Here is a 13,263-nt window from a genome sequence, read left to right on the forward strand (position 1 = left end):
GACAACCGACTCCAAATCCAGCTCAGTTGCCATTTGTCACCCACGCGAGTGATCAGCGTTCGTACCGGGTTCGGGTGGGTGGGGTTCTGAACTGGTGTGGGCTGAGTGCGCATGAGTGAGCTGTGGTGCTTGGGAGTGAGTGGTGGGGGTGTGGGGGAATGCAGGTTCTGGGATCGAATGGGTGACCTTGTGGTGGGTTGCTCGTTGTTACGAATGATGTGGTGTGCCGGTCGTGGGTGGGGGTGTGGTGGTGGGCGGTGTGCGGGAGTTGGCGGCGCCGTTCGTGGTGGCTGGGCCGTCGGGGGTGGCGGTGCGGGGCCGTCTCAAGCACCTCACCGGCCAGGACGAGCTGGTGTTGCGGGCGGTGGGTGCGTATCAGGGTGGGCTGGCGTCGCGGGATCTGAAGGCCCGGTGCGCGGACGGCCTGAACCACAGTGCTGAGTCGTGGGCTGTGCGTAAGCGCGGGCTGACGGGGTTGTCGTCGTCGCGGATCGCCGGGGCGATCACGAAGGCGTCACATGATCAGTGGGCACTGGCCCGGCGCTGCCTGGCCGCGCACATCCGCAGCCTGGAGGCCGGGATCAGGACGCTGCGGCACCGGTTGTCGCTCCCGGTCGGCTCGAAGGGCACGAAGCGCGCGCCGGGCGGTTACCGGTCCCGGGGTGAGTGGTTCCACAAGTCCCGCCGCCTCAAAGCCTTGGAGGACCGGCTCACTGCCGCTGTCGCGGACTGGCGGTCGGGGCGGGTCCGCGTCGTGCGGGGCGGGAAGCACCTGTTGAACACCCGCCACCACCTCGAAGAGGCCGGGCTGAGCGAGGAGCAGTGGCGTGAACGCTGGGAGGCGGAGCGGTGGTTCTTGGCGGCGGACGGTGAGTCGGGCAAGCGGTACGGGAACGAAACGATCCGCGTCACCCCGGACGGCCGGGTCAGCATCAAGCTCCCCGCCCTCTTGTCCCACCTCGCCAACACCGCGCACGGCCGCTACACCCTCACCACCCCGGTCGCCTTCGCGCACCGGGGTGCGGAGTGGGCCGACCGCGTCGAAGGCAACCGTGCCGTCGCCTACCGCATCCACTACGACACCGGCCGGGACCGCTGGTACCTGACCGCGTCCTGGCAGAAACCAGTCGTACAGACGATGCCTCTGGAGGCGGCGAGGGCCGGGGGTGTGATCGGGGTGGACACCAACGCCGGCCACTTCGCCGCCTACCTCCTCGACGCCCATGGCAACCCGGTCGGCGAACCCCAACGCTTCGGCTACGACCTGTCCGGAACGGCCGCACACCGTGACGCACAGGTCCGCCACGCCCTCACCCGCCTCCTGCACTGGGCCGCCCGGACCGGCGTCACCGCCATTGCCATCGAAGACCTGGATTTCGCGGCGGAGAAGACCCGGGAGAAGTACGGCCGTAGGAAGCGTTTCCGGCAGCTGATCTCCGGTATGCCCACCGGCAGGCTCAAGGCCCGCCTCGTTTCCATGGCGACCGAACACGGTCTCGCGATCATCGCGGTCGACCCCGCCTACACCTCGATGTGGGGTGGTCAGCACTGGCAGAAGCCACTGACCACGCCCCGCCGGAAGATGTCCCGTCACGATGCCGCCGGTATCGCGATCGGGCGACGCGCCCTCGGACACCCGATCCGGCGTCGGACGACACCGCCCCGTGCGCACCGGAGCGATGCGCACGGGCATCGGACCGTCCAGGCCGCACCAGGTGCCCCAGGGCGTGAGGGGCCCCGCCCCCGCATCCCCGGACCACGGACACGATCCGTGCCACCGGACGCGGCGAGAACGCGGGCGACCAGGACACCCAAAACCGTTCGGGATGTCCGCAGTGCCAGGGTGTGGATCCAAGACTCACTCCTGCTCACTGAATAGGAACGGTTGGGTTCTTTCTCAAGGTTCTTTCAAAGCATTTGGCGTCGTGCGGCGCACCGGGTCGCGGGTTTCCGCGACCTGGCGCACCGCGTCGTGGAAACCCGCGATCCGGTGGCCCGCGCCTGCTTACGGTGAATGTCCGGCGCTTGTCCGGCGTTGTCCCGGCTGTCCGGCGTGACGGGTGGGGACGGTCATCGGTTGAGGAGCAAAGGCACGCGCGTCGGAAGTGGGGTACGGATGAGCGCCAACAACGAGACGGAAGAGCACGGTTGGGACGTCGATCCCGAGGACGAGTCGGGCGCGGCGGTAGTCGCCGCCGTGGGCCGCCAGCTCAAGGCGTGGCGCGAGGCGGCGGGGATGCGGGCGGCGGAGTTCGGAGTGCTGATCGGGTACGGGGAGGACCTGATCTACAAGGTCGAGGGCGGCAGGCGCATTCCCCGGCCCGAGTACCTGGACAAGTCGGACGACCTCTTGGGCGCGCACGGCAAGATCGCTGTGATGAAGCAGGACTTGGCGGTGGTGCGGTATCCGAGGAAGGTTCGGGACCTGGCCAAGATGGAGGCTCGGGCCGTGGAGGTGGCGGTGTACGCCGAGCACGGCGTCCATGGCCTCTTGCAGACAGAGGGGCATGCCCGTGCGCTGCTGGAGACCCGGCAGCCGTCCTATTCGTGCGATGAGGTGGAGCGCGGGGTCGCGGCCCGAATGGCGCGACGCGCGATCTTCGATCGCACGCCGGCCCCGACGCTCAGCTTTGTTCTGGAAGAGGCTGCGCTGCGCCGGCCTATCGGCGGCAAAGCGGAATGGCGAAGGCAACTGGAGCGCCTGCTCGTCATTGCGCAAATGAGGAACGTGTCCTTGCAGATCATGCCCCTCAACTGCGAGACACATCCTGGGTTGGACGGTGGGATCGAGGTGTTGAAGTTCGGGGACGCCACAGCTGTCGGCCGCTCATGGGGTGCCTTCAACGGACGCCCGGTTACTGACCCGAAGCAGCTCCGAATCCTAGAACTGAGGTATGGCATGATCCGAGCCCAGGCCCTCACGCCAGCGGATTCACTGGCCTTGATCAAGCAAGTGCTGGGAGAGACATGACCGACAACCCCTCTGCCGGGAACGCTTCTGCGATGAACTGGTTCAAGAGCAGCTACAGCGACAGCAGCAGTGGCAACAACTGCATCGAGGTTGCCGCCGCGCCCGGCACCGTCCTCGTCCGGGACTCCAAGGACGTCCACCGCCCCCACCTCGCGCACGCCCCGCACGCGTGGGCGGCCTTCGTCGCCCACGCGGCCCACACCGCATGACTCGCCCCCACCTGCCCACCACCGAGGCCGCCGTCACCGCCGTACGGGAAGTCGCCGAGGCGTACAACCTGGAGGTGACGGTCACCGACGACATCGGGGCCGATCAGACCTCCCGGCGGGAGTCCGCGGGCGCATTCGCCGTGGCGGACGCGGACGGGTCGTTGCCGCACGAGGCGTTCATCGAGCTGGGCGGGGTCCCGGCCGTCACCGTGCAGGTCTTCCCGGAGGACGACGCGCGGATCACCGTCGACGGGGTGGTCTTCGAGGACGTGCCCCGGGACTCCGTGCCGGCGTTCCTGCGGTCCGTGTACGGCGGTATGGCGTACGTGAAGGGCCGGTTCTTCCCGCCGGGGCAGTGGCTCGTCGTGCCGTTGCCCGGGGACGAGACGTACAAGGAACTGGTGCCGCGCGCCATGCTCAGCCCCTGGCTGTCCCGTAACTTCCGCAGTGCCTGAGGGCCCTGAGGACATAGGCCCCCTCGCCCGGCTCTTCGACGCGCTCGGGGCCGAGGACCCCGAGGGGTGGGCCGAGTCCGAGGCCGAGGAGGGGCTGCCGCAGCTGGCCCGGTTCCGGTTCCTGCGGATGGTGTGGCAGGACATCGACGCCTGGAGCACCACCGCGTCCGACTGGGTCGCCGCCTACCGCAGAGACGGGGCGGCGGGTGGCGCGGTCGAGCGCGCCTTACGGCTCGGGCTGACCGCCGAAGACCTGGGCGAAATCGCCCGCGAGGTCGCCCGGGAGACCGCCTTCGCGATGCTCCAGGGGCTGGACGATCCGGACCGGGGCGACGAGCCGGACGAGGTGGCGGGGCGGTTGCCCGGATGGTTCCTCGGTGAGAACTCCGCGCACGGCGGGCCCACGGGGCGCATACTCAACGCCCTGCACGAGGACTTGAACGAGACCGAACCGCAGACCCCGACCAGCAGCCGTACCGGAGGAGACACCGCATGACCGCGTTCGACGTGATGGAGCGGCGGATATGGGGCGGGCAGGCCGACGCCTACGCCCGCACCGCCGCCCGGCTCTGCGTCCACACCGTGCCCGCCCTGCTGGACGCCGCCGGTGTCGCGGCCGGGACCCGCCTGCTCGACGTGGGGTGCGGCAACGGCAACGTGACGGCCGCCGCCCTCGCGCGCGGCGCGGCCGTCCGGGCCGTGGACGCCGAGCCCGGCATGGTCGAGGCGACCCGGCGCGCGGCGCCCGGGGCCGAGGTGCGCTCCGGGGTGCTGCCCCAGCTGCCGTACTCAGACGGGGAGTTCGACGCGGTCGTCGCCAACTTTGTGCTCAACCACGTCGGCCGCCCCCTGGAGGCCCTGGTCGAGATGCGCCGGGTCGCCCGCCCCGGAGCCACGATCGCCGTCACCGTCTGGCAGCTGCCGGGCGCTCCGGGCCAGGCACTCGTGGGCCGGGCCGCCCAGGCCGCCGGGCTCACCAGGCCCGACTGGCTGGCCATGGTGGACGAGGAACACAACTTCACGCGCACCCCGGACGGCCTGGCCGCGCTGCTCAAGGCCGCCGGGCTCGCGGACGTGGAGGCCGCCACGCACACCTGGGACCACCGCGCCGCCCCGGAGGACTGGTGGGCGGGCCCTGCGGCCGGTATCGGCGCGATCGGCGGAATGGTCACGAGCGCCGGCCCGGAGGGCGTGGCGGCGGCCAAGCGCGAGTACGACGCACTGTGCGGCGAATTCCTCGCGGACGACGGGCTGTTGACCCTTCCGCACGCTGCGGTACTGGCGCGCGGGACGGTGTAGGGCCCCGGGCGGGGCCCCGGGCCCCGCCCCTCAGTTCCCCGTGACCGTGACCTTCTCGTCGTTCTTCAGCTGCTCGACCAACTGCTTCACCTTCGCCTTGTCCCAGGCCAGGTTTCCGCCCACGTTGCCCGCGATCGGGATGTTCATCGACGTGCCGTCGCCGCCCGTGACGCCCTTCATCGCGAAGAACATCTTGCCGAGCGACCAGAGCGACATGTCCTTGTCCACGATCAGCGTGTCCAGGCCCGCGCCCATCGTCGGGTACAGCTTGAACGGGTTGATGATCGTGGAGAACGTCGCCGTCTGGCTCGCCAGCGCCGCGAGGAACTTCTGCTGGTTCTTCGTACGGTCCAGGTCCGAGGTGAAGGCGTGGCGGGTGCGGACGAAGGCCAGGGCCTGCTGGCCGTCGAGGGTCTGCTTGCCGGCCGGGAAGTCCGCGCCCGACCACTTGTCCTTGAACGCCTTCGGGATGTCCAGCTCGACCCCGCCGATCGCGTCCACGATCTTGGCGAAGCCGCCGAACCCGATCTCGACGTAGTGGTCGATGTGCAGACCCGTGTTGAACTCGACGGTACGGACGAGGAGCTCCGGCCCGTCCGTGGCGTACGCGGCGTTCAGCTTCGTCGTCTTGCCCGTGGCCGGGTACTTCTTGCCCGACTCGGAGCCGACGAACGACGGGATCTCGACGTTCGAGTCACGCGGCAGCGAGACCAGCGTCGGGCCGTTGTCGCCGGTGTGCAGGATCATCATCGAGTCGGTCCGCTTGCCGTCGGCCGAGCCCGTGTGGAGCCGCTTCTTGTCCTCGGACGTCATGCCCTCGCGGCTGTCCGAGCCCACGATCAGGTAGTTCGTCCCCTTGCCCGCCTCCGGCCGTTCGATGACCTTCGACAGGTCGACGGCGCGGTTCAGCTTGGAGTCGGCCCAGAAGTACGTGCCCACGGAGACCCCGAGCAGCGCGACGACCAGGACCAGCGCGCCGATCTTGATCCGGCGGCCCCAGTTGGGCGCGGGTCTCGGGCGGCCCTGCGCGGGGCTCCGGTCGCCGCCGCCGGAGCCGGGGCCGTTGCCGCCGCCGTAGACCTGGCCCGTGTTGTACCCGCTGTCGTAACCCTCGTCGTACTGCGGGTGACCGCCGTCGTAGCCCGAGGGCTGCTGCGGCACCGGGCGCTGCCTGGGCGGCGCGGGGCGCTGGGGCGGCGGGGCCGGGCGGCGCTGGACGTGCGGCATCGAGCGGGCGCTCTCGGGCCGCTCGCTCGCGCTGCCCTGCCCGTAGCGGTTACCGCTGCGGTTGTCGTCGGTCCAGCCGTCGGGCCAATCGTTCATACGGACCAGTGTGCAGGCCGGGGCCGCCCCTCTTACAGGGTGGGAGGAAAATCGCACCAGGGCTGTTGCGAAGCTGATGCATTGCGACGGCGTTCGGGCCCCCGCATAAGGTGGACGACATGACAGATCAGGCTCCGCGCCCGGAGAGCGACATTCCGGGCAAGCCCACCGCGGCCTCCCGGACCACCCTCAGCCACATCATGACCGGCAGCGACACCAATCTGCTGGGTACGGTGCACGGCGGCGTGATCATGAAACTGGTGGACGACGCGGCGGGCGCGGTGGCCGGCCGGCACTCCGGCGGCCCCGCCGTCACGGCCTCGATGGACGAGATGGTCTTCCTGGAGCCGGTCCGCGTCGGCGACCTCGTGCACGTCCGCGCCCAGGTCAACTGGACCGGCCGCTCCTCCATGGAGGTCGGCGTGCGGGTCATGGCCGAGCGCTGGAACGAGTCGACGCCCGCGACGCAGGTCGGCAGCGCGTACCTGGTGTTCGCCGCGGTCGACGCGGACGGCCGGCCCCGCCCCGTACCGCAGGTGATCCCGGAGACCGAGCGCGACAAGCGGCGCTATCAGGAGGCCCAGATCCGCCGCACGCACCGCCTGGCGCGGCGGCGCGCGATCAGGGAGCTGCGCGAGAAGCGGATTGCCGAGGGCATTGCGGACTGAGGGCGCGGGGCGAGCGGGGACCGAGAGGCGCGGGGTTCAGCCCTGACCGGTTCCGTCCTCAAACGCCGGACGGGCTGGGATGGCCACGCGCCGGACGGGCTGGAATCGCCCGCCTCACGCGCACGTCACCTCGTCCCCCTTCACCGCGCCGAACCTGCCCGGCTCCGGGTCCTCCGCGTGGACCCGCTCGACCGTGCGGTAGTCCTCGCCCGCCGTCACCCGCATCGTCGCCCCCTGCCCCGGCACCGCCCGCAGCTCCGCCCCCGGCAGCGCCGCCGCCAGAGTCTTCGCGGACCGGTCCCAGCGCGGGTCGTACGTGACCAGGGTGCGCTTCAGGCCGTGCTGCGGTGCGGTGAGCGGGGCCCGGGTCGTGTCGAAGCCGGTGGCGTGCAGCGCGGCGTCGACCTTGGTGCCCAGGCCGTCCTTCGCGGTGCCGTTGTAGACCTGGACGCGGATCTGCTTCGGCGGGACGTCCACCTTCTTCGCGGGGGCCTTCTCGGCGGGCCGGGCGGTGGTCAGGGGTTTGTCCTCGCGCAGAGCGGTGAAGAGCTGCTTCGCCTTGACCGGGTCCCACTTCACCGTGGAACCGATCCCCTTCACCTGGTAGGCGACATCGCCCATCGGCACCGAGGCGAATTCGGACGAGGCCGCCGAGAAGCCCCGCATCGCCTGGCCGATGGAGAGCATCTGCTCCGTGTCGAAGCCCCGGTCGGCCCGTACGGACTTCAGCATCGTCGAGGCGACCTCGCGGAACTTCACCGGATTCAGCAGCACCCCGCTGCTCGTCGCCTGCTTGATCAGCGAGGCCATGAACTTCTGCTGGCGCTGCATCCGGCCCAGATCGGCGGCCCCGTCGATGTGCCGGGACCGTACGTACTGGAGCGCCTGGCCGCCGTCGAGCGTGTGGGGGCCGGGCGCCAGGTCCAGGCCGGTGTAGGAGTCCTTCAGCGGGCGGGTGGTGCAGATCTTCACCCCGCCGAGGGTGTCGACCGTGGTCATGAAGCTGGTGAAGTCGACCTCCAGATAGTGGTCGATCTTGACGCCGGTCATGTGCTCCACGGTGCTCACGGTGAGACCGGGGCCGCCCTCCGCGTACGCCGCGTTCAGCTTCACCGGATGCGCCGCGTGCTCCTCGCCGGTCGTACGGTCCCGATGGGCCGGGATCTCCGCGTAACTGTCCCGGGGGAGGCTGACGACGCTGGCCCGCTGCTCGTCCGCCGAGAGGTGGACCAGCATGATCGTGTCCGTGCAGTGGCAGGGCGCACCGCCCAGCCGGTACTTCCGCTTCTCGTCCTTGCTGATCTTCTCGCGGCCGTCGGTGCCGACCAGCAGCAGATTCATGCCGCGCCCGCCCGCGGGCCGGTTCTTCATGTCCTTGAACGGATCGACGCGGTCGATTCCGCTCTCCAGATTCGTCACGACCGCGTGCCCGATGCCGCCCGCGCCGAGCACCAGCACCGAGAATCCGGTCGCCACCCGCATGCCCCAGCGCGGCCGCTCGTCCTGCTTTCTCCGCCGCCGGCGCCGCGCGGGCGCGGGGCGGGGCCGGGCGGGACGGGGGGAGCGGGGCGGCGTGGGCACGAGGGACACCTCCGCGGTGCGAGGGGGACCGTTCGCACGGTAGGCCCATATGATCCTCATCCCGGGAGGCCACCCGGCGGCGCGCGCCGCCGTCCCCCATTCGCGGTAACGTGGCGGCCGAATACCGCCTGGTGGGGTACGAGCCCCCGGCGCCCCCGAGGACCACCCGAGGACCACATGTCTGCCGCGCAGCCTCCCGCCGTCTCCGTGATCATGCCGGTGCTCAACGAGGAGCGCCATCTCCGTAACTCCGTACGCCACATCCTGGAGCAGGAGTACGCGGGCGAGATGGAGGTCGTGATCGCGCTCGGCCCCTCCACGGACCGTACCGACGAGATCGCCGCCGAGCTGGTCGCTGAGGACCCCCGCGTCCACACCGTGCCGAACCCCACCGGACGCACCCCCGCAGCCCTCAACGCCGCGATCAAGGCGTCGAGCCACCCCATAGTCGTCCGCGTCGACGGCCACGGCATGCTCTCGCCGAACTACATCGCGACCGCCGTCCGGCTCCTGGAGGAGACGGGCGCGCAGAACGTCGGCGGGATCATGCACGCCGAGGGCGAGAACGCCTGGGAGGACGCCGTCGCGGCGGCCATGACCTCGAAGATCGGCGTCGGCAACGCGGCCTTCCACACCGGCGGCCAGGCGGGCCCGGCCGAGACCGTCTACCTGGGCGTCTTCCGCCGGGAGGCGCTGGAGAAGGCCGACGGGTACAACGTCGAGTTCATCCGGGCCCAGGACTGGGAGCTGAACTTCCGCATCCGCGAGTCCGGCGGCCTGATCTGGTTCTCGCCCGAGCTGCGCGTCCAGTACCGCCCCCGCCCCTCCGTACGGGCGCTCGCCAAGCAGTACAAGGACTACGGCCGCTGGCGCCACGTCGTCGCCCGCTACCACGCCGGCTCCATCAACCTGCGCTACCTGGCGCCCCCGACCGCCGTCGTCGCCATCGCGGCCGGCCTCGTGGTGGGCGCCGCGGTCACCCCGTGGGCGCTGATCGTCCCCGGCGGGTATGCCGCGGCGATCGTCGCGGGCTCCCTCCCGGCGGGCAAGGGCCTGTCGCTGAAGGCCCGCGCGCAGATCCCGGTCGCGCTCGCGACCATGCACATGTCCTGGGGCTACGGCTTCCTGACGAGCCCGCGCGCGCTGGCGAAGAAGGTCATCGCGAGCCGCCGTCCGGCGATCGCCGAGCCGGGCGCGCCGGTGGCCTGAGCCGCGTACGACGAGAGGGGGCGCCCGGCCGGACCGGGCGCCCCCTCTCGCGTACCGCTCGTCAGCTCTTTCCGTCCCACCGGTAGACGGAGTAGATGTCCATGCACTGGCCCTTGTCGGCGGCGTTGATGTCGTCCGCGCCTTCCGGAAGATCACCCGCCTCGACCTTCGGGGCCTTGTACGCGGTGCCCTCGCGCCAGTCCGCACCGACGACGACGGTCAGCCCGCCGGCCTTCGGGTCCGCCTTGACCGAGGTCGTCGGCAGGCCCAGGGCCTGGGCGACGGACTGCGCGTCCGCCTTGCCCTGGGCCCCGTCCTCCTGCGGGTACCGCACCGCCGTGTCCTTGCTCGGGTCCAGGTCCTTCGAGGTGTCGGCCTCGGCGAAGCCCTTGCCGTGCAGCAGGTCGGCGACCTCGGTGGCCCGCCCGTCCTTGGGCGCCTGGCCGACACCCGTGCCGTTCACCACCGAGATCCCGAGGGTCGCCGGAGCGGCTGCCGGGGGCCCGGAGGGGGTCGAGGACGACGAGGGCTTCTTCTTCTCCTTGCCGTTCTTGTCGAACGCGACGTCCTCACGGACCAGACGCCACAGGGCTTCCGCGGACTTCTCGACGGGAACGAGCTTGTTCCGGTCCTGGGACCACTCGGCCGTCGGCATCGTCGCCATGGTGATGCGGTCGATCGGCACGCTCTTGAGCTGCATCGACAGGTCGTAGAGCTTCTTGACCGAACGGATCTCGTCGGAGACCTGGAGGGCCTTGGTGGCCGTCTCCGCGAGGTCCATCAGTCGGCCCGCGTCGGACCAGAGGTTCTGCTTCTTCAGCGTGCGCAGCATCGAGTTCATGTACATGTGCTGCGCCTTGGCGCGGTTCTGGTCGTTGCCGAAGGCGTGCCGGGTACGCAGCCACTGAAGTGCCTGCTTGCCCTGCACCGTGTTCGTGCCCGCCGGCAGCTTGAGCCCGGAGCCGCCGGGAACGAGACGGGTGGGCTTGTCCCACACACCCGTCTTCACGCAGACGTCGACCCCGCCGATCGCGTCCGCCATGGCCACCACGCCCGCGAAGTCGAGCATGATCCAGTGGTCGATGTAGACGCCGGTGAGCTTCTCCCAGGTGGTCAGCGTGCAGCCGGGACCACCGCGCTGGAGGGACTCGTTGATCGGGCTGCTGTCCGTCGCGGGGTACTTCTGACCGGTCTTGGAGTCCGTGCACTCCGGGATGTGGAGGATCGTGTCGCGCGGAATGCTGACCAGCGAGGAGTTCTTCCGGTCCGCCGAGATGTGCAGCAGCATCTGGACGTCGGCCCGGGGCTTGTCCCCGACGGTGTCCTTGCTGCCGCCGAGCTTCACGTTCTCCGCGCTGTTCCGGCTGTCCGAGCCGATCAGCAGGATGTTGAGCGGGCTCTCGCCCTTGGCGTTCGGCGCGGTCTTCTTCACACCGCTCTCGCCGCCGCTGCGGGCGCTGCTGCGGATGTTGTTGTTGAGGTGCCGGTAGTAGAGGTACCCGGCGGAGGCGGTGCCCAGGACGAGCACCGCCATGGATATCGCTATCCACTTGAACACGCGGCGTTTCCGGGACTTCTTCGCGGCCCGTTTACGTGACTTGCCGCGCCGGTGGCTCGCACGGCCACCGCCGGCCTCGCCCGTCCCGGCGTCACCGGGGCGCGCGCCGTCCCGGTCGCCGCCGCCCTCGTCCCCGCCCTGACGGCGGGAGTGCGTCCGCGACCGCGTCCCCTCCCCGGGCGTGCTGCTCCGTCCCACCAGGACCCCCCTGCTGCTCAGACTCGTATGGTGCGGTGACGCGGTGTCACTTGGAGCACCCCGCGGATTCGGCGCTGGACTTCGGAATGTCGATCTTCTTCGGCGCCGTGATGGGCGTACCGGCCGCCTGGAAGTCCTTGCCCAGCGTCAGCACCATCGCCTGAAGCCCCTCGGCGTCGGTGGTGCCCGGCTTCATCGCGGAGCCGGGCAGGCCCATCATCTCCGCGAGGGCACGGGCCTGGTCCGCCTGGTTCGGGGCGTACTCCAGCGTCGTCTTGGCGATCTTCTCGGGCGCGTTGGCCTTGTTGGTGGACTTCAGGACGCCCTTGGTGTTCTGCAGCCAGCTGACCGTCTGCTGAGCACCGCCGGCGACGTCCCCACCGTTGTACACATCGACCCGGACGTCGGCCGCGGCCGCCTTGGTTCCCTTGAGGAGCGCGTCCTGCTTGCTCTTGGCCTTCTTCTTCTGCGCGGCCACCTCGGTGAGCGAGGTGTCGTCGCGCAGCATCGAGAACAGCTGCTCGGCCTGCGTCGGGTGCGGGACGACCGTGACGGGCTTGGGCTCGTCGGGGTTGTCGATCACCGGCATGGTGACGAACGTGATGTTCTTCGTGTCCGTCTTGGTGATCTCCTTGGCGAGCGTGCTGAGCTTCTTCACGTCGCCGATGGGCTTGTCGACGGTCAGCGCCTTGGTCGCCGCGTCCGCCACCTTGAACAGCTTCGTCGGGCTGGTCAGCGTGTCGTCCGACTTGGCCTGCTTGATCATCGACCCGATGAACTGCTGCTGGCCCTTGATCCGGTCGAGGTCGCTCCCGTTGGCGTAGGCGTGCCGCGTCCGTACGAACGCCAGCGCGTCCTCGCCCTCGACCTTGTTCGGACCGGCGGGCAGCTTGAGATGCGACTTCGGGTCGTCGATGGCGTGGTCGAGGCAGATGTTGACGCCGCCGACCGCCGTGGACAGGGTCTTCACCGCGTTGAAGTCGACCATCATGAAGTGGTCGATCTTCACCCCGGTCAGCTCCGTGACCGTCTTCATCGTGCAGCCGGGGTTACGGCCGGACTCGCCGAGGCTCCGGTTGAACCGGACGTGCTGCAGACCCGGGATGGTCTTCTCGGAGCCGTCCTCCTGCGTGTAGCTGCAGTCCGGGATGTCGGTGATGAGGTCGCGCGGGATGCTCATCGCCGTGGCGTTGGTGCGGTCCTCGGAGACGTGGAACAGGATGTTCGTGTCCGCGTGGCCGACGCTGCCCTTGTCGCCGTAGCCCTCGTTGCCCTTGCCGGTGCGCTTGTCCGTACCGATGATCAATATGTTGATCGGGGCGTTGGCGGTGACGACGTCCTTGTTCCCGTTGTCGCCGATGTCCACGGTGTTGATGTTGCCGTTGAGGCGCTGGTAGAGCCAGTAGCCGCCGGCCGAGACCCCCACGAGCACGAACGCCATCACGCCGCCCGTCCACAGCAGCGCCTTCTTCTTGCGCGATTTGGGAGCCTTGCGCTTACGCCGCCCCTGACCGGAGTCGCCCGGTTCGGGGCGCTGCTGGCCGCGCGGGCCGTTCGCCGACCGGCGCCCGCCCTGGCGCGGCACCTCGGCGGCGCGGCGCGGGGAGTCACCCGCGGGGGCACGGCGAGGAGTGCTCGACGGCCCGCGCTGGGCCGGAGGGACCGAGGCCCGGGGGGTGTTCCCTCCGGAGTGGTTCAGTCGCAGTTCGTAATCGCCGGTGTCCGGGTTGAGAACCCACTGGTCTGCGGGATCCATGTCTTCCGCCCGCCCACGGCTTTGCGCATCCACGGT

At 70.0% G+C, this 13,263-nt stretch carries 12 protein-coding genes; 8 read left to right on the top strand and 4 right to left on the bottom strand.

From position 1 onward, the window contains the following. Nucleotides 1–250: 250 nt before the first annotated feature. From ACIQZN_RS30390 to ACIQZN_RS30415, 6 genes are all read left to right on the top strand, one after another. Nucleotides 251–1,879: an IS200/IS605 family accessory protein TnpB-related protein gene (locus ACIQZN_RS30390; RefSeq protein WP_404000712.1), complete on the top strand. Its 1,629-nt coding sequence runs from the start codon at nucleotides 251–253 to the stop codon at nucleotides 1,877–1,879. Between the two features lie 237 nt (nucleotides 1,880–2,116). Then, nucleotides 2,117–2,971: a helix-turn-helix domain-containing protein gene (locus ACIQZN_RS30395; protein ID WP_404000613.1), complete on the top strand. Its 855-nt coding sequence runs from the start codon at nucleotides 2,117–2,119 to the stop codon at nucleotides 2,969–2,971. Next, on the top strand, nucleotides 2,968–3,180 hold the full coding sequence (locus ACIQZN_RS30400) for a DUF397 domain-containing protein (RefSeq protein ID WP_404000616.1): 213 nt from the start codon (nucleotides 2,968–2,970) through the stop codon (nucleotides 3,178–3,180). Before ACIQZN_RS30395 ends, ACIQZN_RS30400 begins: the two co-directional genes overlap by 4 nt. Further along, nucleotides 3,177–3,635 (top strand): hypothetical protein, encoded by a 459-nt coding sequence (locus ACIQZN_RS30405; protein WP_404000618.1) that lies wholly within the window; start codon nucleotides 3,177–3,179, stop codon nucleotides 3,633–3,635. Before ACIQZN_RS30400 ends, ACIQZN_RS30405 begins: the two co-directional genes overlap by 4 nt. Next, complete coding sequence (locus ACIQZN_RS30410) at nucleotides 3,628–4,131, top strand: hypothetical protein (RefSeq protein ID WP_404000621.1); 504 nt, start codon at nucleotides 3,628–3,630, stop codon at nucleotides 4,129–4,131. The genes ACIQZN_RS30405 and ACIQZN_RS30410 overlap by 8 nt, the downstream gene beginning before the upstream one ends. Beyond that, nucleotides 4,128–4,934 (top strand): class I SAM-dependent methyltransferase, encoded by an 807-nt coding sequence (locus ACIQZN_RS30415; protein WP_404000624.1) that lies wholly within the window; start codon nucleotides 4,128–4,130, stop codon nucleotides 4,932–4,934. The genes ACIQZN_RS30410 and ACIQZN_RS30415 overlap by 4 nt, the downstream gene beginning before the upstream one ends. Nucleotides 4,935–4,964: 30 nt before the next feature. Here the strand turns inward: ACIQZN_RS30415 and ACIQZN_RS30420 are convergent, their stop codons facing one another. Then, nucleotides 4,965–6,257, bottom strand: a complete 1,293-nt coding sequence (locus ACIQZN_RS30420) for an LCP family protein (protein WP_404000627.1) — start codon at nucleotides 6,255–6,257, stop codon at nucleotides 4,965–4,967. A 119-nt stretch (nucleotides 6,258–6,376) separates the two neighbouring features. Between ACIQZN_RS30420 and ACIQZN_RS30425 the strand changes: the two genes are divergently transcribed. Beyond that, nucleotides 6,377–6,925: an acyl-CoA thioesterase gene (locus ACIQZN_RS30425; protein ID WP_404000630.1), complete on the top strand. Its 549-nt coding sequence runs from the start codon at nucleotides 6,377–6,379 to the stop codon at nucleotides 6,923–6,925. 114 nt (nucleotides 6,926–7,039) lie between these two features. On the opposite strand, the gene ACIQZN_RS30430 is transcribed toward ACIQZN_RS30425, so the two are convergent. Continuing rightward, nucleotides 7,040–8,407, bottom strand: a complete 1,368-nt coding sequence (locus tag ACIQZN_RS30430; RefSeq protein ID WP_404000715.1) for an LCP family protein — start codon at nucleotides 8,405–8,407, stop codon at nucleotides 7,040–7,042. Between the two features lie 276 nt (nucleotides 8,408–8,683). Here ACIQZN_RS30430 and ACIQZN_RS30435 point away from each other — a divergent pair, with 276 nt between their 5' ends. Continuing rightward, nucleotides 8,684–9,715, top strand: coding sequence for a glycosyltransferase family 2 protein (locus ACIQZN_RS30435; RefSeq protein WP_404000633.1), 1,032 nt, complete (start codon nucleotides 8,684–8,686; stop codon nucleotides 9,713–9,715). Nucleotides 9,716–9,776: 61 nt separating this feature from the next. On the opposite strand, the gene ACIQZN_RS30440 is transcribed toward ACIQZN_RS30435, so the two are convergent. Next, nucleotides 9,777–11,249 (bottom strand): LCP family protein, encoded by a 1,473-nt coding sequence (locus ACIQZN_RS30440; protein ID WP_404000718.1) that lies wholly within the window; start codon nucleotides 11,247–11,249, stop codon nucleotides 9,777–9,779. A gap of 268 nt (nucleotides 11,250–11,517) precedes the next feature. Then, nucleotides 11,518–13,227 carry an LCP family protein gene (locus ACIQZN_RS30445; RefSeq protein ID WP_404000636.1) on the bottom strand — a complete coding sequence of 570 codons (1,710 nt, stop codon included), beginning with the start codon at nucleotides 13,225–13,227 and terminating at the stop codon, nucleotides 11,518–11,520. Between the last annotated feature and the right edge of the window lie 36 nt (nucleotides 13,228–13,263).

Origin of the sequence: Streptomyces sp. NPDC097595 (assembly GCF_044761525.1) — a bacterium.
Classification (GTDB): domain Bacteria; phylum Actinomycetota; class Actinomycetes; order Streptomycetales; family Streptomycetaceae; genus Streptomyces; species Streptomyces drozdowiczii_A.

What these genes read in the sequence shown, in the direction of transcription:
- ACIQZN_RS30415 (WP_404000624.1), top strand. Translation starts at nt 4,128, where the DNA reads ATGACCGCGTTCGACGTGATGGAGCGGCGGATATGGGGCGGGCAGGCC.
- ACIQZN_RS30440 (WP_404000718.1), bottom strand. Translation starts at nt 11,249, where the DNA reads ATGGCGGTGCTCGTCCTGGGCACCGCCTCCGCCGGGTACCTCTACTAC.
- ACIQZN_RS30425 (WP_404000630.1), top strand. Translation starts at nt 6,377, where the DNA reads ATGACAGATCAGGCTCCGCGCCCGGAGAGCGACATTCCGGGCAAGCCC.
- ACIQZN_RS30395 (WP_404000613.1), top strand. Translation starts at nt 2,117, where the DNA reads ATGAGCGCCAACAACGAGACGGAAGAGCACGGTTGGGACGTCGATCCC.
- ACIQZN_RS30420 (WP_404000627.1), bottom strand. Translation starts at nt 6,257, where the DNA reads ATGAACGATTGGCCCGACGGCTGGACCGACGACAACCGCAGCGGTAAC.
- ACIQZN_RS30405 (WP_404000618.1), top strand. Translation starts at nt 3,177, where the DNA reads ATGACTCGCCCCCACCTGCCCACCACCGAGGCCGCCGTCACCGCCGTA.
- ACIQZN_RS30430 (WP_404000715.1), bottom strand. Translation starts at nt 8,407, where the DNA reads ATGCGGGTGGCGACCGGATTCTCGGTGCTGGTGCTCGGCGCGGGCGGC.
- ACIQZN_RS30400 (WP_404000616.1), top strand. Translation starts at nt 2,968, where the DNA reads ATGACCGACAACCCCTCTGCCGGGAACGCTTCTGCGATGAACTGGTTC.
- ACIQZN_RS30435 (WP_404000633.1), top strand. Translation starts at nt 8,684, where the DNA reads ATGTCTGCCGCGCAGCCTCCCGCCGTCTCCGTGATCATGCCGGTGCTC.
- ACIQZN_RS30445 (WP_404000636.1), bottom strand. Translation starts at nt 13,227, where the DNA reads ATGGATCCCGCAGACCAGTGGGTTCTCAACCCGGACACCGGCGATTAC.